This is a genomic window from Pectobacterium sp. CFBP8739 (assembly GCF_013449375.1).
Lineage (GTDB): Bacteria > Pseudomonadota > Gammaproteobacteria > Enterobacterales > Enterobacteriaceae > Pectobacterium.
Genome location: NZ_JACDRR010000007.1, coordinates 375,537 through 398,840, shown reverse-complemented (window position 1 = coordinate 398,840; position 23,304 = coordinate 375,537). Strand labels below are relative to the sequence as shown.

Annotated in this window: 19 protein-coding genes, 1 tRNA gene and 3 pseudogenes; 9 read left to right on the top strand and 14 right to left on the bottom strand. The window is 50.7% G+C overall.

The window, feature by feature from the left end:
- Positions 1–144: 144 nt before the first annotated feature.
- Together iraP and H0247_RS07785 are read right to left on the bottom strand one after the other, a co-directional pair.
- Positions 145–411 (bottom strand): anti-adapter protein IraP, encoded by a 267-nt coding sequence (iraP, locus tag H0247_RS07790; protein WP_180742023.1) that lies wholly within the window; start codon positions 409–411, stop codon positions 145–147.
- 392 nt (positions 412–803) lie between these two features.
- A pseudogene (locus H0247_RS07785) lies at positions 804–1,073 on the bottom strand (LysR family transcriptional regulator); the annotation flags it as partial.
- A gap of 379 nt (positions 1,074–1,452) precedes the next feature.
- Here H0247_RS07785 and H0247_RS07780 point away from each other — a divergent pair.
- Both H0247_RS07780 and H0247_RS07775 read left to right on the top strand, forming a co-directional pair.
- Positions 1,453–1,528: transfer RNA gene (locus H0247_RS07780), tRNA-Asn, on the top strand.
- Positions 1,529–1,701: 173 nt separating this feature from the next.
- A pseudogene (locus tag H0247_RS07775) lies at positions 1,702–1,989 on the top strand (Arm DNA-binding domain-containing protein); the annotation flags it as partial.
- A 59-nt stretch (positions 1,990–2,048) separates the two neighbouring features.
- Here the strand turns inward: H0247_RS07775 and H0247_RS07770 are convergent.
- From H0247_RS07770 to H0247_RS07745, 6 genes are all read right to left on the bottom strand, one after another.
- Positions 2,049–3,173 carry an MBL fold metallo-hydrolase gene (locus H0247_RS07770; RefSeq protein ID WP_180742022.1) on the bottom strand — a complete coding sequence of 375 codons (1,125 nt, stop codon included), beginning with the start codon at positions 3,171–3,173 and terminating at the stop codon, positions 2,049–2,051.
- On the bottom strand, positions 3,170–4,201 hold the full coding sequence (locus tag H0247_RS07765; protein ID WP_180742021.1) for an SMP-30/gluconolactonase/LRE family protein: 1,032 nt from the start codon (positions 4,199–4,201) through the stop codon (positions 3,170–3,172). Before H0247_RS07765 ends, H0247_RS07770 begins: the two co-directional genes overlap by 4 nt.
- A gap of 110 nt (positions 4,202–4,311) precedes the next feature.
- On the bottom strand, positions 4,312–5,079 hold the full coding sequence (locus H0247_RS07760) for a glucose 1-dehydrogenase (protein WP_180742020.1): 768 nt from the start codon (positions 5,077–5,079) through the stop codon (positions 4,312–4,314).
- 24 nt (positions 5,080–5,103) lie between these two features.
- A complete protein-coding gene (locus H0247_RS07755; RefSeq protein WP_180742019.1) occupies positions 5,104–6,180 on the bottom strand; it encodes an alpha/beta hydrolase in 1,077 nt (358 codons plus the stop codon).
- 38 nt (positions 6,181–6,218) lie between these two features.
- The gene (locus tag H0247_RS07750) at positions 6,219–7,367 is read right to left on the bottom strand and encodes an iron-containing alcohol dehydrogenase (protein ID WP_180742018.1); all 1,149 of its coding nucleotides are present in this window, start codon (positions 7,365–7,367) and stop codon (positions 6,219–6,221) included.
- Positions 7,368–7,562: 195 nt separating this feature from the next.
- Entirely contained in the window at positions 7,563–8,138 is a 576-nt protein-coding gene (locus H0247_RS07745; RefSeq protein WP_370463314.1) for an MFS transporter, read from the bottom strand.
- 379 nt (positions 8,139–8,517) lie between these two features.
- Here H0247_RS07745 and H0247_RS07740 point away from each other — a divergent pair, with 379 nt between their 5' ends.
- Positions 8,518–9,501, top strand: a complete 984-nt coding sequence (locus H0247_RS07740; RefSeq protein WP_180742017.1) for an AraC family transcriptional regulator — start codon at positions 8,518–8,520, stop codon at positions 9,499–9,501.
- 323 nt (positions 9,502–9,824) lie between these two features.
- On the opposite strand, the gene H0247_RS07735 is transcribed toward H0247_RS07740, so the two are convergent.
- The 3 genes from H0247_RS07735 to H0247_RS07725 all read right to left on the bottom strand — a co-directional run bounded on the left by H0247_RS07735 (position 9,825) and on the right by H0247_RS07725 (position 12,364).
- On the bottom strand, positions 9,825–10,982 hold the full coding sequence (locus tag H0247_RS07735; RefSeq protein WP_180742016.1) for an iron-containing alcohol dehydrogenase: 1,158 nt from the start codon (positions 10,980–10,982) through the stop codon (positions 9,825–9,827).
- A gap of 213 nt (positions 10,983–11,195) precedes the next feature.
- A complete protein-coding gene (locus H0247_RS07730) occupies positions 11,196–11,807 on the bottom strand; it encodes an NAD(P)H-dependent oxidoreductase (protein ID WP_180742015.1) in 612 nt (203 codons plus the stop codon).
- 32 nt (positions 11,808–11,839) lie between these two features.
- Positions 11,840–12,364: an NAD(P)H-dependent oxidoreductase gene (locus H0247_RS07725; RefSeq protein WP_180742014.1), complete on the bottom strand. Its 525-nt coding sequence runs from the start codon at positions 12,362–12,364 to the stop codon at positions 11,840–11,842.
- Between the two features lie 417 nt (positions 12,365–12,781).
- Here H0247_RS07725 and H0247_RS07720 point away from each other — a divergent pair, with 417 nt between their 5' ends.
- Both H0247_RS07720 and H0247_RS07715 read left to right on the top strand, forming a co-directional pair.
- Positions 12,782–13,756 (top strand): LysR family transcriptional regulator, encoded by a 975-nt coding sequence (locus H0247_RS07720; RefSeq protein ID WP_180742013.1) that lies wholly within the window; start codon positions 12,782–12,784, stop codon positions 13,754–13,756.
- Positions 13,757–13,769: 13 nt separating this feature from the next.
- Positions 13,770–14,303 (top strand): annotated as a pseudogene (locus tag H0247_RS07715) (transposase).
- A 53-nt stretch (positions 14,304–14,356) separates the two neighbouring features.
- Here H0247_RS07715 and H0247_RS07710 read toward each other — a convergent pair.
- From H0247_RS07710 to H0247_RS07700, 3 genes are all read right to left on the bottom strand, one after another.
- Positions 14,357–17,446 (bottom strand): efflux RND transporter permease subunit, encoded by a 3,090-nt coding sequence (locus H0247_RS07710; protein WP_180742012.1) that lies wholly within the window; start codon positions 17,444–17,446, stop codon positions 14,357–14,359.
- Complete coding sequence (locus H0247_RS07705; RefSeq protein ID WP_180742011.1) at positions 17,443–18,552, bottom strand: efflux RND transporter periplasmic adaptor subunit; 1,110 nt, start codon at positions 18,550–18,552, stop codon at positions 17,443–17,445. Before H0247_RS07705 ends, H0247_RS07710 begins: the two co-directional genes overlap by 4 nt.
- Positions 18,553–18,627: 75 nt before the next feature.
- The gene (locus H0247_RS07700) at positions 18,628–19,242 is read right to left on the bottom strand and encodes a TetR/AcrR family transcriptional regulator (RefSeq protein ID WP_180742010.1); all 615 of its coding nucleotides are present in this window, start codon (positions 19,240–19,242) and stop codon (positions 18,628–18,630) included.
- Between the two features lie 87 nt (positions 19,243–19,329).
- Here H0247_RS07700 and H0247_RS07695 point away from each other — a divergent pair, with 87 nt between their 5' ends.
- From H0247_RS07695 to H0247_RS07685, 4 genes are all read left to right on the top strand, one after another.
- The gene (locus tag H0247_RS07695) at positions 19,330–20,817 is read left to right on the top strand and encodes an efflux transporter outer membrane subunit (protein ID WP_180742009.1); all 1,488 of its coding nucleotides are present in this window, start codon (positions 19,330–19,332) and stop codon (positions 20,815–20,817) included.
- An 87-nt stretch (positions 20,818–20,904) separates the two neighbouring features.
- Complete coding sequence (locus tag H0247_RS19810; RefSeq protein ID WP_255433897.1) at positions 20,905–21,177, top strand: hypothetical protein; 273 nt, start codon at positions 20,905–20,907, stop codon at positions 21,175–21,177.
- A 76-nt stretch (positions 21,178–21,253) separates the two neighbouring features.
- Positions 21,254–21,727, top strand: a complete 474-nt coding sequence (locus tag H0247_RS19805; protein WP_255433896.1) for a hypothetical protein — start codon at positions 21,254–21,256, stop codon at positions 21,725–21,727.
- 33 nt (positions 21,728–21,760) lie between these two features.
- Positions 21,761–23,260, top strand: a complete 1,500-nt coding sequence (locus tag H0247_RS07685) for a SulP family inorganic anion transporter (RefSeq protein WP_180742008.1) — start codon at positions 21,761–21,763, stop codon at positions 23,258–23,260.
- Positions 23,261–23,304 lie beyond the last annotated feature (44 nt).

The window sequence follows — 23,304 nt, the reverse complement described above, 5'->3', positions numbered from 1 at the left end:
ACAACGTCAGCGCCTTCAATTTCTTTCAGTAAAATCACCCATAGCACAAATATTCTCTATTATTGAATATAAATAATTCTCAATTGTATATGCGGAAATTACTATACAACCAATTAATGTCGTTACCATTTATATATAAGAAAGTTATTCCCGTAATGAAACGGTTGTGATTCGATTGATATTTTTTGCCAATAGTTCGAAAGCTAAGGAATTATAATCATCCTTCCGCTGAGAAGCATCAGCAACCACACCTTCTATCTTTTTATTTAACTCATTGATTTTACTGTCATCGAGTGTTGAAACAATAGCAGAAATCAGCATCTCTAACGATTCAATCTTCGCATTAAGCGCTTTTTCTCCAACTTCTTTTTCTGCCAGCTTTATTAAAAGATGAGAGAGGATATTATTCATTTGAACTCCTTAATCAAAAAAATAACCGTCATATACCCATAAGGTAACCCCTGCCATGACGAACAGGATTAGAGAAAACATAACGAAGATTAATGTAACACTGTGAATGGCCTGATCGCTAGTATCTATTACCATTTTAAGGAAATCATATTCACACTGCTGCAATAAAATGAAGGTGCATATAAAAAAACAAAATAAATAAAAAAACTAAAAAACCATTTTATTTTTAAGAACGACGTTTTCTGTTCAAAGAAGATCGATAATGCGATAAATTGTGATGAAATTCACGAAAAAATAAAAACACATCAGCTTCTGACAGAACACCAGAAAAGAAGTCAGATGGATTAGCCAGCCATCGGGGAACAGCTGGCCTTCATCGTTAGCGTTTACGCACTCATTGATTGTCGTGCACCACTCACCGCATCCTTTGCCTGTTCACACTGTGACAATATCGTCTGTGCGTGAGAATAAAGAATTTTCCCCGCCTCGGTAGGCGTCACACCGCGCCGACTCCGCACCAATAGCTGTTTTTCGAGTTCACTCTCCAGCGTCGCGACCTGCTGGCTCAGCGCCGGTTGTGCAATATGCAACAACTCAGCAGCCTGCGTCAGGCTACCGATATCAACGATTTTCACAAAATATTTGAGCCGTCTAAGATTCATGTCTGCCTCCTGAGTAGTTACTCTAAAGAGGTAGCAAAAAGCGCGCCATATTATGTTTCTATGCCTAAGAAAAAGTGATACCTCATTGATAAGCCACAGGTAAAATAAGGAAAAGCAATGATTCTGCTAACCAACCTCCCTGCTTTTGTCTGAAGAATCAGCCTCTGGCCCAATACCCGTCTGCACCATTCTAAAGCAAGGTCTGCTATTTTAGAGTGCACGCTTGCTTGCTAATTGATGCGTATCACAACTTTCCTGTGTTCAACTTGGGCAATAATTTCAATATGTTGGTTATTAGTTCGACAATCAAACACCTCGAGTGATGACAGCCTTTGACAACCCGAAACGCTCCCGCTATTATCCATCGCACTTAACCGATTCCTCTGTAGTTCAGTCGGTAGAACGGCGGACTGTTAATCCGTATGTCACTGGTTCGAGTCCAGTCAGAGGAGCCAAATTAGAAAACCCCGCTTAAGGAAACTTAAGCGGGGTTTTTGTTTTTATCATTTTATTCAATGCATTCCACCCGAGAATCGTTCCCTATGTACATTCCGTTTTGCCTCCGTATCGGAAGAATGTGGTGGTCAGATTTGGGGGCAAGTTGGTTCGATGACGGGGTGACCCCCAAATGGCGCTTAATGACTCAAATATCCGCAACTTAAAACCACCTGTTACCCCCATAAAACTATCCGACTCACACGGCCTGTATCTTCATGTTAAACCTACTGGTTCGCGTCTCTGGTACTTCAGATATTATTTTTGTGGCAAAGAGACCCGCATAGCGTTGGGCGCTTATCCGTTAATCAGTCTGTCAGATGCACGCCAGAAACGTGGTGAACTCCGTAAACTACTGGTGCAGAATATCAACTCGGCACAGCAACGTGTCGCTGAAAAAGCGGCACGTTCACCTGTAAAGCGTTCCAAAAACGCAATCTTTAACTGAGATAAAATCAAAAAGTTATAAGATTTTAAGCGCTATCGCACATGCTCCCACCACCGAGTAAACGTTTGTGCACGATCATCTAAATAAATCGTGCGACCAATTTCTGGCGTCCATAACGCATACCCACGCCCAGCACTTGCCGTTGTGATTCGCTTAAATGGGTCATCCCAGTCGTGAGGCGAGATTGAGAAACGACCTGCATGGCCTGGTGTAAACGTGCGTGCCCTCAAATCTTCAGTTGCCTGAGCAGCCTCTTCGGGATTCATATGCACATAAGCCCAGCGCGGATCATACTGACCTGTATCAACCGTTGCCCAGTCAAAGGGGCCTAATTGCTGGCCGATTGCGGCGAAATGCGGGCCGTATCCGGAGTCGCCACTAAAGAAGATACGACGTTGCGGCGATACCAGCGCAAAACCAACCCAGAGTGACTGGTCCCGTGTCAGTGTACGACCGGAAAAATGTCGGGCCGGAACGACGTGGACATCCAGCTCAGGAGATTCCTTGACGATGTCATTCCAGTCAGCTTCATGAATCTGGTCAACAGAGTAGCCCCAACGCTTGAAGTGCGCCCCAACGCCAAGGCCAACGACCACTCGTTTGACCTTGTCTCGAAGCGCCAGAACAGTGGGATAGTCCAGATGATCGTAGTGATCGTGGCTGATCAGCAATACATCAATGTCAGGCATGTCCTGTGCGCTATACAGATTTGTGCCTTCGAATGCCTCGTTGGCCCACGGAATTGGCGCAGCGTTGGCACTGAACACTGGGTCAATCAGGATGCGTTTCCCGGCCATTTGTATAAAGTATGAGGAATGCCCCAGCCAGACGACCAAATCCCGCTTCGCATCAAGGGTCTTGAGATCTGTTTTCATGGCAGGGATCGCGCCAGGAGGTCGCGGATTGCCATTGTTGCCGAAACTGTTACTTAACATGATTGAGAACTGTGATTCATCGGTTGTCAGTAACGGCGTTTCGAGTTGGTTTCGGAATTCCCCCTGTAGGTAGTTCCGCGACTGCGTGATGCGTGCCAATTGCTCCTCAGATGGAAGCTGACCAAACAAGGGATGCTGCAGATAAGCAACCACAGCCAATACAGACACAAAAGCAATAATCAGCCCCACTTTGATCACAAACCAGATATTGAAAGCTTTCACTGATGTACTACCTCGGGTGTAAGACCTAAGCCAAAAACCTTTGAGTGGAAAATAGCGGCCTGTCCGCCAGGACCATCGCTGGAAACGGCATAAAGATCATTCGTACCAGGCCGTATAGCCAGACTGGTTGAATGCAGGTTCCGCCCGTTATCCCTCTCAGGCAACAAAATTTGTCCAATGGGAATACCGTTACGGTTGAAGACCATACTCCGGCCTTGCCCATAAATCGCCACGTAGACATTGCCATCTGCATCCACGCGCATCGAGTCCGGTGCAGGCCCTGTAAATCGATAGGGAACAGCAGAGCCGATTGGGGCGATTGTCATCGGATCGGTTAATTCGACACGGTGCAAGAGGTTGCGACCGAATTCGCTGGCCCACAGGGTCTTGCCGTCTGGGCTGAGAGCAACGCCATTCGCCATTGATAAATTTGGCAAAACAGGTTTGATCGTAGCGAAATCAGGTGTGACGTAGTACACGCCGCCCTTTGGTTCCGTAGAAGAGCCTTTGAAGTCTGTGAAGTAGAAACCTCCCTGGCTGTCGAACACCAGATCATTGGGTAAGTATCCAGCATCAGGATCAACGATGTTCTTCAAGGATGAACCATCAGGACTCAATGCAAAGATAGCGCCTCGACCAGTATCGAGATCAATAGCGGCAATAAAGAGGCGGCCATCCTTATGCAGCGCCAGTCCACCCGGCCGTAGTCCCTCCAAAGTGATGATGGTGGACAATTTACGGTCCGGCGACAAGCGCAGCACACGACGACCCGTCACATCACAGAAAAGCAGGTTACCATTAGAGTCGAAAATCGCCCCTTCCAGAATAAGCCCTTGGTCGGCGACCTTGAACCACGAGGTTGCTTCAGTGGTTTGCAGGGCCCGCTCGGCGGGTGGAATGGGTACAGGCCCTCGTGTGAGTCTGTCGTAGGCCAGCTCGGCAGCATTTGCCCGTAGTGGCTCAGGCGAACTCGCCGCAAAGGCTGAAGCAGCCAGAAAGCAACTCAGACCAATCAGTGTGCTTCTCATATCATATGTCATAAGCGAGAAGGTATCCGTTATCGGGAATAGGGATTGTTGTGACTGATATAGGCAGCCCACCAACACGATTGATGGGCTACCATTGCATATCAGCACATTCAATGAGCAGTGAAGCCACCGTCCACAGGCAGACCGACACCGACCACGAAACTCGCTGCGGAGCTGCACAGCCATAGGACCGCAGCAGCGACCTCATCGTCCCGCCCCACTCGCCCAATCGGGTGTTCTTTCAGGATCGCAGCCATCGCCTCTGGTTGTCCGTTGAGCATATCCTGTACCATCGGTGTGTCGATGGTGCCTGGACATATCGCGTTGATGCGTATGCCAAGAGCCGCATACTCCACTGCCGCGCTCTTGGTCATGCCCAGAACGGCATGCTTGCTACCATGATAGGACGCTCGACCGGGCAGTCCAACCAGACCGCCTAGCGATGAATTGTTAACAATTGCCCCAGTTCCTCGGGAACGCATTACCCGAAGCTCATGTTTCATGCTTGCCCAAACGCCAAACTGGTTGACGGCCACGACCCGATGGAATGCCTCGGCTGGCTCTTCAGCTGCATCACATGGCGGCACCTGGATGCCAGCGTTGTTGAAAGCCATGTCCAGCTGCCCATATTCAGCGATGATTCGATCCACAGTCGAAGCGATTTGGGCTTCGTCTGTCACGTCACAAGTCACGCCCAAGGCGCTAGCGCCCTCGGCCACGAGAGCGCGAGCATGCTGAACAGCAAGTTCACCATTGCGATCGGCCAACACCACGTGCGCGCCGCTTCGTGCGAACGCGCGTGCGGTGGCTAGCCCCATTCCCATCGCTGCGCCAGTGACCAGGGCAACTTTTCCTTTGAAGTTGTAGGTGATATCCATATGCTCCCCCCAAATTTATCGGTTTTACAGATATTTATTGAAGAACGTCGTCATCTCGTCGAAGGGAATCTTATCCATGCGATCATATAGATCAACGTGGCTGGCACCTTTAACGATCAGGAGCTCTTTCGGTTGCGCTGCGGCTTCATAAGCAGTTTCCGCAAAGTAACGCGAGTGAGCCTTTTCACCGTGGACAAACAGGATAGGACGTGGCGAAATTTCCTTGATGTAAGTCAGGATCGGCATATTCATGAACGACAGCGGCGTGGTGACAGTCCAAGAGTTACCAGAGTTGACAGCTCTCGGGTGATAACCACGTGGCGTCATATAGTAGTCAGCGTAATCAACCAGGAACTGCGCTTCACCGCCCTTCAAGTGGTTATAGGCCGGTTGATAAGTCGGTGTGTTTTTTGCTGCATCTTCCCAGCGCTGCCGACTCAGTTTCTCCAGCGTCTGCTCCCGTTGTTCAGGCGTCACGCTGTCGTTATACCCTTTAGACATGACACGGCTCATGTCATACATGGTACTGGCGACAACGGCTTTAACACGCTTGTCGGCAGCCACGGCATTTAATGCCATACCGCCCATACCGCAGATGCCGATCACACCGATACGCTCACGATTGACGTAGGGTTGCAGCCCGATGAAATCCACCGCCGCCATGAAATCTTCAGTGTTAATATCCGGTGACGCTACGTTACGTGGCTCGCCGCCACTCTCCCCTGTATAGGAAGCATCGAAGGCCAGCGTGACAAAGCCGCGCTCGGCAAGAGTCTGCGCGTACAAGCCCGATGCTTGTTCCTTCACGGCGCCGAACGGACCGCCAACCACCAGCGCAGGCAGTCTCTGGTTCTCACGGTTCTTCGGTAGATACAGGTCGGCGGCAAGGGTGATGCCGTAGCGATTCTTGAAGGTAACCTTCTGGTGATCCACTTTCTTGCTCTGGGGGAAGGTCTTGTCCCAAGTTTGGACCAATTGCAACGGTGTGTCTGCTGTAGACGCCTGAGCCTGAGCCGTAGCTGACTGTACACCTACCATTGATATAGCACTTGCGATGAGTGCAACTTTGAAGAAATTCGTTGGAGAAAATAAACGGGTCATGGCTTTACTCCTTCAGGATTAGGTGAATAGTGCTCGCCTCACAGCGCGCGTTTAAGAATATCTGTCACTACATGGGGGGGATAAGCATCTGCGATGCCGAACGCCTTCACATTGATTTGCACGTTGGCTACGATGGCGGGTAGATCCGATTCCTGTATGCCTAACTGTCCCAAGCGGATGGGGGTGTCGATCTCGACGAACCAGCGTTCCAATGCAGCAATGCCCTCTTCAGCCGACGGTAAACCGAACACATACTTGGCAAAGCGCTCGAACTGAGATTTATTCTGATCCTGGTACCACTTCATCCAGGCAGGCATAACAACTGAAAGCCCCGCACCGTGCGGTACGTTGAACAGCGCCGACAATGAATGCTCTATTGCGTGGTTGGGGTAGCCGAACCCCGCACAGCCGGAGAATGTCAGGCCGTTTTGCGCCAGTGTGGCTGCCCAGGCAAACTCCCCACGCGCAGCGGCGTCGGCAGGGTTATCCAGCAACACACGCGTTGTGTCGATCACGGTATTAATCAGCGATTCCACGAGACGTGACTGCAATTTGGGCTGAACCGTTGCGGTAAAGTACACCTCGATAAGATGCGAGATGATGTCAGAAGCCGAATATGCCAGATAGTCGCGCGATACACCGGCCATGAGCGCCGGGCTGAGTATGGATACCTTGGGACGAGTGTGGTCGTTACCGATGGATAACTTTTCCTGAGTCTCTTCGTTGGTGACCACGCCATAACCGTTCATTTCGCTGCCCGTCGCAGCGATCGTCAGGATCGCAAACAAGGGGAGTGCCGATGTAAGAGCTCCCTTCCCGACAAACAGATCCCATACATCGCCGTCGTATTGTGCGCCCGCAGCGATCGCCTTGGCGCTGTCGAGCACGGAACCACCCCCTACGCTCAGGACGGCGTCTACATCATGTGCTCGGGCAAGTTCGATGCCTTCACGAACTTTCGAAAGAACGGGATTGCTGACGATGCCGCCGAGTTCTACAAATGTGATACCTTGATCTGCAAGGCTTCGGCTCACGACATCAAACAATCCCTCACGTTTAATACGTTCGCTTCCGTAGCACAGCAGAACGTTGCTAATCCGGTGCTCGGAGAGGTGCTTTCCGATCTCGGCTTCCTTTCCTGACCCGAATTCAATTCGGGTCGGGTTGTAGAAAGAGAATTGATTCATCTTTAGCTCCTTTTAAGTCAATTTTTCTTGATTACAAAGGGTGTGAAACAGGGTTATGGCTTTGCCGAGAAAAGGCGATGACAACTCACCCCACGACATTTGTGCCTACTACATACCGATATCAATTACTGTTCTGTCGCTCATGTTGGATCGGTTACACATCGGGATGGCCTATTCCGTAATAGGGCGCATCATTCATTCACCCAATGCCAGAACCTCTCTCGCATGAACGTCTTCTTTGCCAGCAGCTTTAACTGCTGACCGGCCCGCGAGGTAAGAGAAAACGGCAGCCGTAGCAATAACCGTGGCGAGTGCATTGCCACCGTTGACGAATGCAAGGGCTTTCGGCACGTGATGGGCAGGAACAAAACGAATGGATGTGGCAGCGCTAAGTGACCAGAAACCGCCAATTGCCACGCCGATGAGTGCTCGTCCAACCATGAACATTTCGTAGTTGGCAGCGAACGCGACTATTGTTCCAGAAATGACCATAAGCAGGATCATAGACAGCAGTAGGCGCTTGCGTTCCACTTTGGCGGCGATGGGTGTAATCAAAAGCGCGGTGAACAGGGCGAACAGTCCGGATACCGAGATACCCATACCTGCCTGACCTTCGGTGATCAGTAAGTTAGTTGCCAGAGGTGTTAACAGGCTGACAGGCATAAACTCCGAGGCAACCAAAGCGAAGGCGGCCAAAGACATCGCAACTACGGCGCCCCACGCTTTTCGTTCTTCGCCATGAGAATGTTGGCTGCTGCGATCTAATAACACGTAAGTATTTCCTCATTACTGGTAGCACAGGAGATGCTGGCATGCCGTTGACATACCCGTTTTGTTCATTGATTTGGTACTTTGCCGATGAGCGTTCCAGCGCGACCTATAAACAGTTCTGGTAACACGGCCACTGTTCTGCTTTGTCTAGTCCAGATCCAACCGCTACCACCGCTCGGCCTGTTGGCGTGTCTACTGGTTCCAAGCGCCGAGGCGTGCTCGTTCTTGGTGTGAGGATTGTAGAATCTTTAACCTGAGCGCCATTAGCATATTTCTATGGTTTACATGCCTAATCCTATGAACCTTTGCTGCTCCTATAGGATTACGCGTTTCAGATAGGCTACAGTGAGAAGTGAAATTCGTAGAGGAGCGAGCCAAGATGATTTCTGCACAATCCCCCAAGAAGCAACGAGATGACTACCTGAGTGCGCTGATTAGCGACATCGCTAAGCGCACACCTGATACAGGCGATTTCGGCACTGCGATTCCGGGTTTGGATCTCTTTCGCCGCAATGCACCGGCTCCACCAGTCAGTTGTATAGTTCCCCCCAGCATCGTTTTGGTTGTGGATGGGGCCAAAAAGATGTGGGTCGGTGGTGAGGGTTACGGATATGATTCATCGCGATTTCTGGTCACATCGCTTGACCTGCCCGCGAACTCAGAAGTCACAGAGGCAAGCAGTGACCGACCCTGTTTAGGGCTAGCATTCAAACTGGATCAGCGGATTCTGGCTGAGTTGATCACCCACGGCAATTTGTCGTCTCGAAGGGATAGATCGGTAAATAGTGGCATAGGTATTGGTACCGTCACAGACGCGATCTTAGCGCCATTCTGCCGTCTAGTGGCATTGTTGGATGAACCAGAGGCCATCCCCATTCTTGAGCCAATGGTTCAACGTGAGATTCACTACAGGTTGTTGATGAGCGATCAGGCTGCTAGGCTGCGACAAATTGCAGCTGTCGATGGCCATGGGCACCGGATTGGAAAGGCGATAGACTGGCTCAAAGTAAACTTTGCATTGCCATTACGGGTTGAAGAGTTGGCTCACCATTCTCAGATGAGTACGCCATCATTCCATCAACACTTTCGGCAACTAACGGCGATGAGCCCAATTCAGTATCAAAAATGGTTGCGCCTGAATGAGGCGAAGCGATTGATGCTGAACGAGCACCGTGACGTTTCAACGGCGGCTTTCGAGGTTGGATATGAAAGTCCATCACAATTCAGTCGTGAATACAGTCGTATGTTTGGCGTTGCCCCAAAGCGGGATATAGCAACGCTGCGAGAGAAAGCGAGAGAAAACGTCGGTATCAATGTAACGACCTATTCGCAAATATCTAAGCCTAATACCGCGACGTTTTAGTCACCCTATGCTTATTTGCAGGAAATCTGCGGTTCGAGATCATAGCGTGTTCAACAACTGCCACATCGAGTTGCTCTGGTGATGGCGTGTTATTATTTCATACAGGGCCTACCACGACCTTTTTATCAATTAATATCTACTCTAATTCACCCTCAGAAATTGCCATCATTGATTAAATGGCAATTTCTTTTGAGCTGATTAATTCTTGGTTAAAACTTAAGAAAACTGAAGCTTCGCGTATTAATAACGCTATTTACCCTTCAGTTATTACTTTTCTTTCTCTATGGAAAGAATGATATAACCATAACGATTGACAATACACTTTAAAGAGCCAGCCTCAGAATTTCCCCAACGTTTTCAGTCGTGATAGTAGAGTGCTCGCCTAAAGCAACATGCCCATGTTCTTCAAGTTTATTAATAACTTCAGGAATAATTTCCTCACCCAGTCCATAGTCAGACAAATGCGTTTTTACTCCCATTTCTTCAAAGAATTTAACGGTCGCCTGGATGGCCTGCTCTGCCATTTTTTCGGTATCTGAAGCCGGTATATCCCAGACTCTGGAACCATACTGAGCAAGTTTTTCCACCTTTTCTGAACGGCAATATTGCCAGATAGCAGGCATAACGATAGCTAATGTTTGAGCATGATCGAGACCATACAGTCCAGTGATTTCCTGCCCAACTAAGTGAGTGGCCCAGTCAGCAGGCGTGCCAGTGCTGAGCAGGCCGTTAAGTGCCATCGTTGCCGACCACATAATATTTGCTCTGGCATCATAATCTTCTGGGGATACTAATACTTTTGGGCCTTCTTCCTTGAGTGTATTCAGCAACCCTTCCGCAAGACGGTCCTGTACTTTTGCATTCACTGGATACGTTATGTACTGTTCAAGAATATGAACAAATGCATCGACTACACCATTAGCTGTCTGATTTTCAGGCAGTGTGAAAGTGAGTTCAGGATCCAGTATAGAGAACTGAGGCATAATATAAGGCGATGCAAAAAAAAGTTTATCTTTCGTTGCAGCCTTTGTGACAACAGAAACATTATTCATTTCTGAGCCAGTAGCCGCGAGAGTAAGTACACAGCCAATCGGCAGGGCTTTTTTCACAACGCTGCCATAACTTTTGACAATATTCCAGGCATCTCCTTCATAACAGGCTGCTGCTGCAATAAATTTTGTGCCGTCAATGACTGAGCCACCACCAACAGCTAAAAGGAAGTCAATTTTTTCTTGCTTAACAATATCCACCGCTTTCATAAGCGTTTCATAGTGCGGATTAGCTTCAACACCACCGAACTCGAATACAATTGTATTTTGTAGTGCGTCTTTAACTCGTTTTAAAACGCCATTTCTTTTAACACTCCCTCCTCCATAAACAATCATGACTCTTTTATCTATCGCAATCTCTTGAGAAAGGCTAGAGATCTGATTTCTACCAAATAGAATTTTGGAGGTATTTTGGTAAACAAAATTTTGCATAAACTTACCTTGTTAATTTAAAAAAGATAATGCATGAATATCTATGGAAGATTTAAACCATCTGAATGTGATTGCATTTTACTATCTTAAATATTTTTTAGTTTATTTTTAAATATCTCAAAGAGGGAGTTGATAAATAAAAATATGCACAACACAACCTATTAATTACAAAAGCAATTAATGTTAAAAAAACAACAAATAATATAAACAATGCTATTTTTCAAGTCGCTGTATAAATTCTTTTTGATATTCAGGTAGTCGTGAAGAACTAACAGATTGGAATGTTAACGGCGGTAAATATACCATTCCAGCATGCAGTGCACTGGCCTTCATTGGTGCAAAAACCTCTGCCAGACTCATGCCAATCCTTCCTGAGCTACCATACGTGCTTTCATCACCTGCGGCAGTCGTTACAATTAACATTTCTTTGCTCTGCCAGAGTCCTGGCCCTACACTTCCCCAAACGTCGTTTAGATACGCTTTCATCATAGGCGTTATGTTGAACCAATGCGTAGGAAAAAGAAAAACAATACGCTCATTCTGGCGCGTAAGCAGTTTTTCTTTATTACTATCAATGCCACGAGTATTATAGCCATAAATAGTTTCTAAATTTCGAACAGTCATACCTTCAACACGTTCTGCAGCCTGCTGTAACCCTTTTATCATCACAGAGCGTTCTGGGTAAGGATGTGAAACAATCACAAGTGTTTTTACTGCTGATCGATGAACATTATCTGCAGCAATTGATACGTTGATGAAAAATAACCCGATGATAAATATTTGAAAAGAAATAAACCTGGATGAAATTAACTTCATTTTACTCATAACTACCCCTTTAAAATAAATAGCCATACTTATCAGAACTGGAGTCTCGCTGAGAGCTTAGTCTGAAAATCTAATAAGGCCTTTTTATCCGCTTGAGTAACTTCAAAGAATGCAAGAGGTTCGACGTACTTCATCCCCACATATCGTGCACTGGCCTTCATCGGGGTCAGCACGTCATCCATCGTACCGTCAATCAAGCCATCATGGGAATATAGATGCTCACTGGCACCGGCTGTAGTTACCACTAGCATTTCTTTACCTTTAAGCGCCTCTCCCCCCGGACCAAATGCCCAGCCATAAGTCCAGACTTCGTTAAGATAAGCTTTAAGATTCGGAGTAAGGTTGAACCAGTGGGTTGGGTACATGAACACGATGCGGTCAGCGTCTTCACTGGCTGCTTGTTCTGCCACAACATCAAACTCGCTGATGGTATTACCATAAAGAGATTCGAGATTACGAACGACAATGTCGTTTCGCGCTTCAACAGTTTGTTGAAGCATTTTAATTACCCGTGATTGAGAAGCGTAAGGATGGGAAACTATAACTAACGTTTTCATGGTGAAATAACCTCAAATTATTGCATCTATTAAAGATGAAAGAATACCTTTCGACTTCGTGTCATCAGGCTATCATTCCGAGAATAGCTATTTTTATCAGATAGTGGTTTTAGTGAAAATCGTAATCATCTCCATATAAAAGCATTCCCTGTGTGATGTCTTTCTTGAAGTGTTAACCACCTACAGAAATATATTTTTATATTCTCGCTATGAAATTCATCATAACTTGTAAGAGAAGTGGTATATTTTATTGTTAACTTAAAAAAGGATGGTATCTCGTCTGTGTTGTTAGAACCATTATGCACAACGCTTACCCATTATTTAACCGTACATAAAGTTGATGAATTGATAACCTCAAGTTGTCAATCGGCGCATACATCTTTTACCGTCATAAATATCATTTCCCGAGGTATAGATATGGAACTTTCACAACGTGTGCGAGCAATACTTTCATTTATCGAAGCCTCTGATGTTGGGAGCTTTGCATCAGCAGCCCGCTCGTTAGGGATAAGCTCGGCAGCGGTCAGTAAAAATGTGGCGAGTCTTGAGCAGGTTTTGGGTATACGCCTGATGAACAGGACAACCCGTAAACTGAGCCTTACCGATGAGGGAAAACTCTTTCTCAAGCAAGCGCGTATTGCTATTGATGCTCTGGATACTGCAGTTGATGCTGTAGTCGCAAGAAAAATGGAAATTAGTGGGCATGTTCGTATTTCAACCAGTGCGGCATTCGGACGGGAGCAAGTGTTACCCGTGCTTTCAGGGTTACGAGCCCGCTACCCATCGCTGTCCGTGGAGGTTGATTTTGATGACAGAATGGTAGATCTGGTCCGTGATGGATATGACCTGGCTATCAGGGGAGGCCGCATCGTCGATTCGACACTGATATCTCGTCCGGTCTGCCAATTAGGTATGATTCTCGTCGCTTCTCCTGAGTATCTTAAAAATTATGGGGTCCCCCAATCCCCTCAAGAGCTAAGCAAGCATCATTTGATAGCTCGTCGTTTTTTAGGTGGAAAGCTCTCGCCATGGGGATTTCGCTCAGAGGATGGCAGCCTGACAACCATGGAACCCGACAATGCTGTTATTACTATTTCCGCACCGGAGGCTCAAGTTCAAGCAGCCTGTCTGGGACTCGGCATTGCTCAGGTTGGAGTTCATCACGCACTTCGCTATCTAAAGGAAGGTAAGTTGAAAATAGTGCTGATGGGCAAACACGATCCAGGAAATTACGAGATGGTTATTCAGTACCCACACAGAGCGCTTATAGCACCCCGTGTACACGCAACGGTAGATTATTTATTAACTGCTTTCCGTGAAGATCCGTCTCTCAATTATCCCTTTGACCTACTTAATATTTACTGCGAGGATTTCGAAAAAGGGCTTTGTTGAATAAATCGAACTTTTGCTGAGTAGAAGGATCAGAACACGCATCCCCTCACTACGCAGGCAGTCCCGTGGCAAAGCAGAAATTCAGCATCACCAACTGGAAGACCTACAACAAACCCTTATCAACCGTGGTTCCATCACCTTCTGGCTGGACGATGAAGCGGTTAAGGTATGGTACGAAACGGCAACACCATCATCACGGGGACGCCCTCAGCGCTATTCTGACCTTGCCATCACGACTGTCCTGGTGATTAAACGTGCATTCCGGCTGCCCCTGCCAGCCGCACAGGCTTTATTGATTCCATTTTTGCCCTGATGGGCGTTCCGTTGCGCGGATTACAGCAGTGTCAGCAAGCGGGCAACGTCGGTCAATATCAGTGTCAAAACCCCCACCCGTGGTGAAATTGCGCATCTGGTGGTGGATTCTACCGGTCTGAAAGTCTTCGGTGAAGGTGAATGGAAAGTCAAAAAACACGGCAAAGAACGCCGTCGCATCTGGCGAAAGTGGTTCACTGACGCTACGAGACTACGATGGCCAGAGGCGAAATAGACTGGATAACGCTCGCCACCTTGTGTGACGAGCGTTTTCATATCAATGACGGCTTACACCGCGGCGGGTTTATCGACGTGCTTCTCATTCTCTGGACGTATCTTGAACCAGATAGCGTACATCGCAGGCAGAAACACCAGCGTGATGATGGTGCCGCCAAACGTCCCGCCAATCAGCGTGTATGCCAGCGTGCCCCAGAAAATAGAATGAGTGAGCGGGATGAACGCCAAAATGGCGGCCAGCGCGGTCAGCAACACAGGTCGGGCTCGCTGCACCGTCGCCTCCACCACCGCATCGAATGGCGAGAGTCCTTCCTGCTCGTTGTGATGGATCTGCCCGATAAGAATCAAAGTATTACGCATCAGGATACCGGATAGCGCAATCAACCCCACAAGCGCATTGATACCAAACGGCTGGTTGAAGAGTAGTAGCGTTGGCACCACGCCAATCAGCCCCAGCGGTGAAGTGAGAAACACCATCACCATTGCCGACATTGACCGCACCTGTAGGATGATGATCAGTAGCGTGAGCGCGATCATGATAGGAAACAGCGGTGCCATCGCTTGAGTGGCTTTTCCTGATTCTTCAATCGGGCCAGCCTGTTCAATACGGTATCCGGCCGGAAGTGTATCGATGATGGGCTGTAGCTGTTTCAGGATCGCCATAGAGACATCCGGCGGTTGCAGGTTTTCGGCGATATCACCCCGTACAGTCATGATCGGTGTGCGATCGCGGCGGCGCAGGATAGGATCTTCCATCTTCACGTCGACTTCCCCTATCTGTGACAGAGGAATACGCTGACCGGCAGACCCCACGAGCGTGAAGCCCGCTATTTTGGCTGGATCAAGCCGGATATCCCCGGCAGCACGTCCCATGACCTGTACCGCGCGGATGTCTTCACGCACCGACGTGATCGGAATCCCCGAGAGTAGGAACTGAAGTTGCTGAGCAACCGCATTCGATGTCAATCCCACCGCCTGCAAACGATCCTGATCGAGCGTGAAATGCAGCGTCGGCACCTGTGGCCCCCAGTCGGTATTGACGGTCCTCATCATCGGACTTGCCAGCATCACCGTTTTAACCTTGTCTGCAATCTCACGTAGCATGGTCGGATCCGGTCCCATAACACGGTAGGCTACCGGATAAGGTGAATAGGGGCCAAACACCAGTTGAGTCACCCGAACAAGCGCTTCCGTTGCCAGGCCATTGGCCGCCGCTTCACGAAGCCGAAACTTGAGAGCCTCACGCGCTTCCTGGCTGTCCGTCAGCACGACAATTTTTGCAAACGACGGATCGGGCAGCTCTGGCGACATAGCCAGAAAAAAGCGCGGTGAACCTTGCCCAATGTAAGACGTAACAATTTTTGCCTCTTCCTGCTTCTTCAGCCAGTCCTCTACCTTCGCCGTTGCCGCGCTGGTCTGCTCAATGGAAGTCCCATAGGGCATCTGTACCTCTACCAGCACTTCAGGACGATCGGAGGTCGGGAAGAATTGTTTTTTAACCAGCGCCATACCTAAGATCGCTACGGTAAAGGCAGCCACCACGGTACCTGCCACGATCCATTTCCGCGAGATAACACGCGTCAGTAAACGGCGAAATTGGTTGTAATGGCGGGTGTTGTAGATGGCGGCATGTCCCCCCTCTACGGTTTTGATTTCCGGCAGCATTTTTACGCCCAAATAAGGCGTAAAGACCACCGCAACGACCCAGGAGGCAATCAGGGCAATACCGACGATCCAGAACATGTTGCTGGTGTACTCACCGGCGGTGGATTGCGCGAAACCGTTAGGCATAAAACCCACAGCGGTGACCAGCGTACCAGCCAGCATCGGGGCAGCCGTATGGCTCCAGGCATAGGCGGAGGCTTTAACACGGCTATAGCCCTCCTCCATTTTCACTACCATCATCTCGATGGCGATAATGGCATCATCGACCAGCAAACCCAGCGCCAGAATGAGAGACCCCAACGTAATTCGGTCAAAGTTTTTACCGGACGCTTCCATCACCACAAAGACGATAGCCAGCGTCAACGGCACCGCGGCGGCAACGACAACTCCCACGCGCCAGCCCATGCTGATAAAGCAAACAACCAGCACGACAAGCAACGCGACGAAAAATTTGATCATGAATTCGTCAACAGACGAGCTGATATTCACCGACTGATCGGTGACTTTCGTCAACGTCATGCCAAGCGGCATGCCTTCATTGATTTTGGTCGTCTCAGCATCCAGTGCCTTCCCCAAATCCAGGCCATTCCATCCTTCACGCATCACAATGCCCAGCAACAGCGCCGGTTCTCCCTGATTGCGAACCAGAAAGGTCGCAGGATCTTCATAACCACGCTCAACGGTTGCTACGTCTGAAAGCTGTAACGTCCTACCCTGTACAACAATCGGCGTTTTACGGATCTTGTCCAACTTATCAAAAGCGCCATCCAGACGAATAAAGATCTGCGGCCCGCTCGTATTAATCGAGCCGGCAGGCGTCAGTTCGTTCTGGCTATTCAGCGCGGAGAAAATGTCCTGAGGAGCAATACCCAGCGTCGCCAGCCGGTCATGCGAGAACGACACAAAAATACGTTCAGCCTGTTCCCCGATGATATTGACCTTCTTCACGCCCGGCACATGCAAGAGACGCTGACGCAGCGATTCGGCATCACGGACCAGTAAACGCTGCGGCTCGCCCTTCGCCTTCAGCGCAAAGAGCGCAAAGGTCACATCGGAGAATTCGTCATTAACCATCGGCCCAATCACGCCTGCCGGCAGGTTCCTGGCTTCATCGCCGAGCTTTTTACGCGCCTGATAGAACTCCTCCTGTACCTGTGAAGGCGGCGTACTATCGAGCAGTGACAGCATGGTAAAAGCGAGTCCAGGACGCGTGTAAGTCTCACTGCGGTCATACCACTTGAGCTCCTGCATGCGTTTTTCCAGCGGTTCAGCCACCTGATCCTGCATTTCCTGAGCGGTCGCCCCCGGCCAGACAGAAACAATGGTCATCTGCTTGACCGTAAACGGTGGATCTTCTGCACGCCCCAGTTCAAAGAACGAGAGAATGCCAGCAACAGTAATCAGGATAATAAGAAATAGCGTGATGGAGCGCTCACGGACAGCAAGCGCCGAAAGATTGAATCTTCCCTCGCTCATGGCTGGCTCCCGGCGACGCTGGCATCGCGCTGTTCAATCACTCGGACCGCCTCGCCGTCATGCAGCAAATGCGTCCCCAAGGCAACAATCTGCTCTCCCGGTTTGAGATTCCCGGTCACCTTTGCCCTATCGTCGCTAAGGCCAGACATCTGAACGGGTTGCCATGATACTTTGGCTGGGTCGCCTGAAATACGCCAGACACCCGGCCCTTTCCCTGGGTCATAAATTGCAGCTAAAGGCACCTGTAACATCTGGCGGGATACGTCATCTTGCACAATGTGGAGCGTAACGGTGGATCCGAGCGGTGCACTCGCCAGCTCACCTTCAAGCACATACCTCGCTTCGAAGGTACGCGTCAACGGATCGGCCGCATCGGAGAGCAACCGCAGTTTCGCTGGAACACGCTGTTCTCCTGCGCCATAGCGCATTGCCTGCGCTTCGCTTCCAACCGCGGGGCGTAGCGTTTCGGGCAGTTGTACGATGGCTTCCCGTTGCCCCGCGCGCGCCAGCCGAACAACAGCCTGCCCTGCACTCACCACTTGACCGGGTTCAGCCAGTGTATTCATTACCACGCCGTCGGCATCGGCCAGCAACACGGCATACTCCGTCGCATTGCGTGCTACATCGGCCTGAGCCTGCGCGGCGCTCAGTTCCGCTTTCGCCATCTCGGCAGCGGACTTGATCTGATCGTAGGCTGAAGCGGATACCGCACCTGCAGCAACCAGACCACGATAGCGAGCTTCGTCATCGGTCGCCTGTCTGGCACGGGCACGGGCCGCGGTAACGGCCTGCTGCTGGGCTTGTGCCTGCAGGCTGAGATCGATTGGGTCCAGACGCATCAAAGGCTGGCCACGTTTCACGGTCTGGCCGGTATCAACCAGACGTTCAAGGATTTTGCCTTGCACCCGAAAACCCAAGTCGCTTTGAACTCGTGCGACAACAACACCGGTGAAGGCACGAGAAGCCTCAACAGCACTCACCACGGTAGCCGCTCTCACCAGAGGAGGCTGATTGCGTGGATCGTCGACATCGGAAGCATCGCCACACGCCACCAGGGCGAGAGGCAACAGGCAAACAGCAAGAGTGGTGGATTTTAGCCGAAGCATGGGTTCCCTTCTTAAATGAGCAGGACAGAAACCGCATTCTCAGACTAGTGACCAATTTTGTCAATGGTCACAATTTTAAGGTGCCAGGCTACGCAAGATTAACGACGGCAGTAACACCGCAGCGGACGCTGACGAATCCAGGTTGTATTGCAGTTGAATAGGGCAAGCATAAGGACGCATCACCAGATAAATGGCATCTGCCGCCTCATCCAGCGGCGTCTTGCGTTCAAATTCCCCAGACTGTCGTCCCTCGAGAAGAATTTGCTGAACAAGCTTGCGTAACTTTTCTTCATACGCAACGGCTGAAGGCCAGCGTTCGCGCGAGGATACCGCGGCGATCTCATAAAGCTTGCGATCGTGAAAAAATAAATCGCTGCCCGCTTCTATCAAGGCCTTATACAGGCGCCTCAGCTTTTCTGAAGCCGTTGGCGCATCCACCAGCGCCGCGTTGACAATATCCATAATCATTGCCAGTCGGTTAGTACAAATCATCTCACCGATAGCCTGTTTGGAGTCAAAAAACTTGTAGATGTAGGCCTTAGAAAAGCCAATCGCTTTGGCCAGATCGGACACGGTTGTCTTCTCATACCCAAAGTGTCCGAAGTGCTCAGTCGCCGCTTCAACAACCTGATCTCGAACGCTGTGATCCGACGGCCCGCGTGGGGACGGTGTATTCATATGTTTAGTCATTACTCAAGCTTAGCTCACCGAGCGCTGATTGACAACGAGTGACCAATACGTAATATGGTCACAACCTTTTTGACTCAAGGAATTCCTATGTTATCCCTCCGTACCCTTGCTTTGGTGGTAACGACTGGTGTAATAGCCGGTTGCGCGGTTGGACCGGATTATCACCGTCCAGACGCGCCACTCGCGGATCGTTATCAGACGCAATCTGCCATAAAACCGTCTTTAGCAGAGCAAGGAAACGTCACTCAGGCAGCCAACCTTGCCGTCTGGTGGGAAAGCTTTAATGATCCCTTACTGAGTGAGTTAGTTTCAAGAGCACTTGCGCAGAATCTTGATTTGGCCCAAGCATCCGCACGGATGACTCAGGCGCGTGCCGGGCTTGGCGCTGCAACGGCGGCGCTGCTGCCCTCGGGCAACATCAGCGGACAAGGCACTCGCGCCTACCAGTCGGTTGAAACCGCGCAAGGCCAGCTACTCAACGCGGTTCCTGGCTATAATCGCTACGGCAATGCTTATGAAGCCGATCTCAACGCCAGTTGGGAGATTGATGTATTCGGAGGCCTGAGGCGCGGTCGTCAGGCGGCACTGGCTGACTATCAGGCTTCCGAGGCGGGCGTCGCGGCCACGCGTCTGGCCGTCGCCGCTCAGACTGCCGATATTTATATCACTCTGCGCGGGTTACAAACGCGTCTGGCGATCACCAACAGTCAGGTCAAGACACAGCAAGAGCTGCTGGATAAGGTACAGTTGCTCCACAATAAAGGGCTCGCCGCAGAATATCAGGTTCGTCAGACGGAGGGCGCGCTTTCGCAGGTTCAGGCAACCGTGCCCGCTCTCCAGACCGGAATCGACGCCGCGATGAACGCATTGGACGTTATACTCGGCACACCTCTCGGCACGCATCAAGCCCAACTGTCTGTCTCAGGTAACATTCCACAACCGCCCTCGCTCATAGCAACAGGAACACCTGCCGACCTGCTACGCCGCAGGCCGGATATTATCGTGGCCGAACGCCATCTCGCGGCGTCCAACGCCCGCATCGGGGTAGCCATCAGCGAGTATTACCCTAAATTTTCACTCAACGCCTTGCTCGGTAGTGCAACGTCGGTGTCGAACGGCAACCTGTTCTCCAGCGGCGCCAGCCAATCGGCAGGCGTATTGGGACTGCGCTGGCGGCTCTTCGATTTCGGCCGCATTAACGCTCAGATCGATCAGGCTAAAGGGCAGGAAGCCGAAGCACTCGCGGCTTACCGCCTGTCGGTACTCCGCGCGACCGAAGACGTTGAGAACGCCTTCTCGGCCCTGGTCAATCGCGAAACGCAATCTGCAACGTTAACCGCCGGTGAGACCGCATTAGCCAGCGCGCGGCAGTCGTCTTTCATCGCCTACCAGAAAGGAACAAGCAGCCTGATTGACGTTCTTCACGCCGATGAAACCCTGCTACAAACCGCCGATGCACGGGCTCAGGCTCAAACTGAATCGGCACGAGCAGCCGTCGCCACATTCAAGGCGCTCGGCGGTGGCTGGCAGCCGCCAGAAACCACCGTGAAGACGTCATCCTCCCCACGAACCTGAGTACAGACGAGCCATCGGTTGGCACCCGTACCGTTCCCAATAACCTACTGGAGTGATTAGCATGACAGTAAAAAACAATCGCAGGTAATGCAGCAGTGGGCAGATATTCCTTCGCTGGATATCACTACCGTGATGTCCGTCTCGGCCAGAACCGGAGAAGGCGTGGCGGCAGTGCTGAGTGTTATTACGCACCGCTTCCTAGCGTCAAAAGGGATCGCCAATGCGCCGCTGCGCGCGCTGGTGTTTGACTCACATTACGATCCCTATCAGGGCGCAGTCATGCACGTTCGCGTGGTGGACGGCAGCGTTCAGGCAGGCTCAACGCTGTGTTTTATGTCATCCGGCACATTTCCCCGGTGAAGAAACGTTAAATTTTGTCGAAGAACCCTATGTTATCTGTACGATTCACTCACCCCCTCGCTACGTTGGCACACTGATGGAATATGGTGCATCGCGGCGCGGGGAATTTATCGATATGCAATACCTTGATAATGGTCTGGTGGCACTCAACTGGACATTGCCGCTCAGTGAAATGGTCTTCGGCTTCTTTGATGCTCTGAAATCGCTGACACAAGGCTACGCGACGTTGGACTATGTGTTAGATGGCTACCGACGTTCCGATTTGGTGCGCTGTGATATTTATCTTGATAGCCAGTTAGTTGATGCTTTTTCTTTCATCATTCCCCGTCACAAGGCCTGGCCGCGAGCAACCGAGATCGTGATAACGCTGAAGTACGTGATTCCACTCAAGCTATATCCCGTCCCTGCTCAGGCTAAAATAGGCAATCGCGTCATCGCTCGCAAAGATATCCGCCCCTTTATTTCTCCGCAGGCTTTTCCCTGCCCGCCGATGAAGGACAGTATCTTTTATCCTGCCGATAATTTATCCTCTCCCGCCTTTCGTCATTGACCGATAAATAAGAAAAAGTAAGAGCCTGCATATATGATCTCATCACCCGACGCCACGCCGACGCCATCGCTTTCTGCGCCGTCAACGCTTGCTGTATTACGCTCTCCTTCGCTGCTGATGCGCGAGATTTTGGCTGGCACCATCACCGCGCTGGCACTTATCCCAGAAGTGATTTCGTTTTCTATCATCGCGGGGGTTGACCCCAAAGTCAGCCTGTTTGCTTCCATCGTATTATGTTTCACCATGTCCTTCCTCGGCGGCAGACCAGCGATGGTGACAGCAGCGGCGGGAGCCGTAGCGCTGGTTATCGGTCCGATGGTGCACGCGCACGGCGTGGCCTATATTCTGCCTGCGGTGATCATGGCAGGGATCATCCAGATTCTGTTTGGCCTGGCCGGATTGGCGAGAATGATGCGCTACATCCCGCGCTCGGTGATGATCGGTTTCGTCAATGCGCTGGGCATCCTGATTTTTGCCGCACAGGTGCCGCATATTTACGGGCAATCCTCGCTTGTCTGGCTGCTGTTTGCGCTGACGCTCGCGATTGTTCTGCTGTTGCCTTATGTGGTGAAAAGTATCCCCGCACCGCTAGTCGCCATTGTGACGGTAACCGCGATTGCCATGTTTACCGGCATCACGGTGCCTAATGTCGGCGATGCTGGCCCTATGCAGCCCGGATTACCGGGTTTCACCCAGTGGCTGGTGCCGTTCAATCTTGAAACGCTGCACATCATCTGGCCGACTGCGCTGAGCATTGCCTTTGTCGGGCTGATGGAGTCATTGTTAACGGCTAAACTGGTCGACGACATCACGGATACGCCGTCCAGCAAGCGCCGCGAATGCTGGGGGCTGGGCGTTTCCAATATCTTCGCGGGCTTCTATGGCGGCATTGCCGGGTGTGCGATGATCGGGCAAACCGTGGTCAACGTGGAGTTAGGCAAAGCGCGCACGCGCCTTTCTACCCTCGCCGCCGCGCTGGTGCTGTTGTTGCTGGTGACCGGACTGAGCGAAATCATGGCAAAGATCCCCATGGTGGTGCTGGCTGGCATTATGATGATCGTCGCGGTCAAGACGATGAACTGGCATAGCCTGCATCCTACGACGCTGAAACGTATGCCGCTGTCGGAAACACTGGTGGTCATCGTAACGGTTATCGCCACCGTCTCGACGGGGAATCTCGCTATCGGCGTAGCGGGCGGTGTGATCTTTGCCATCCTGCTGTTTGCTCGCCGCGTGGCGCACGTCATTCACGCGGAGCGTCAGGTGAGTGAAGACGGGCAGTCGGTGCACTACACGGTGCGCGGGCCGCTCTTCTTCGGCAGCAGCAACGACCTCTTCGAACACTTTTTCTATGCGCAGGATCCGCAGAACGTCACTATCGATCTGACACACGCCCAAATCTGGGATGCTTCCAGCGTGGCGGCGCTCGACGCGATCGAAACCCGCTATCATCGCTACGATGCGAAGGTCGCGATCGTTGGGCTGGATACCCATAGCACCAAAATCCACCAACGTTTGTCAGGGCATCTCTAAGTCACTCGGCGTTCGAAGACGGCTATCGTCGCGGACGCCAGCGT

Excerpts from the sequence above, each read along its gene's own strand:
- iraP (WP_180742023.1), bottom strand. The coding sequence starts at position 411 with ATGAATAATATCCTCTCTCATCTTTTAATAAAGCTGGCAGAAAAAGAA.
- H0247_RS07765 (WP_180742021.1), bottom strand. The coding sequence starts at position 4,201 with ATGAGAAGCACACTGATTGGTCTGAGTTGCTTTCTGGCTGCTTCAGCC.
- H0247_RS07760 (WP_180742020.1), bottom strand. The coding sequence starts at position 5,079 with ATGGATATCACCTACAACTTCAAAGGAAAAGTTGCCCTGGTCACTGGC.
- H0247_RS07755 (WP_180742019.1), bottom strand. The coding sequence starts at position 6,180 with ATGACCCGTTTATTTTCTCCAACGAATTTCTTCAAAGTTGCACTCATC.
- H0247_RS07750 (WP_180742018.1), bottom strand. The coding sequence starts at position 7,367 with ATGAATCAATTCTCTTTCTACAACCCGACCCGAATTGAATTCGGGTCA.
- H0247_RS07740 (WP_180742017.1), top strand. The coding sequence starts at position 8,518 with ATGATTTCTGCACAATCCCCCAAGAAGCAACGAGATGACTACCTGAGT.
- H0247_RS07735 (WP_180742016.1), bottom strand. The coding sequence starts at position 10,982 with ATGCAAAATTTTGTTTACCAAAATACCTCCAAAATTCTATTTGGTAGA.
- H0247_RS07730 (WP_180742015.1), bottom strand. The coding sequence starts at position 11,807 with ATGAGTAAAATGAAGTTAATTTCATCCAGGTTTATTTCTTTTCAAATA.
- H0247_RS07725 (WP_180742014.1), bottom strand. The coding sequence starts at position 12,364 with ATGAAAACGTTAGTTATAGTTTCCCATCCTTACGCTTCTCAATCACGG.
- H0247_RS07720 (WP_180742013.1), top strand. The coding sequence starts at position 12,782 with ATGGAACTTTCACAACGTGTGCGAGCAATACTTTCATTTATCGAAGCC.
- H0247_RS07710 (WP_180742012.1), bottom strand. The coding sequence starts at position 17,446 with ATGAGCGAGGGAAGATTCAATCTTTCGGCGCTTGCTGTCCGTGAGCGC.
- H0247_RS07705 (WP_180742011.1), bottom strand. The coding sequence starts at position 18,552 with ATGCTTCGGCTAAAATCCACCACTCTTGCTGTTTGCCTGTTGCCTCTC.
- H0247_RS07700 (WP_180742010.1), bottom strand. The coding sequence starts at position 19,242 with ATGACTAAACATATGAATACACCGTCCCCACGCGGGCCGTCGGATCAC.
- H0247_RS07695 (WP_180742009.1), top strand. The coding sequence starts at position 19,330 with ATGTTATCCCTCCGTACCCTTGCTTTGGTGGTAACGACTGGTGTAATA.
- H0247_RS19810 (WP_255433897.1), top strand. The coding sequence starts at position 20,905 with ATGCAGCAGTGGGCAGATATTCCTTCGCTGGATATCACTACCGTGATG.
- H0247_RS19805 (WP_255433896.1), top strand. The coding sequence starts at position 21,254 with ATGGAATATGGTGCATCGCGGCGCGGGGAATTTATCGATATGCAATAC.
- H0247_RS07685 (WP_180742008.1), top strand. The coding sequence starts at position 21,761 with ATGATCTCATCACCCGACGCCACGCCGACGCCATCGCTTTCTGCGCCG.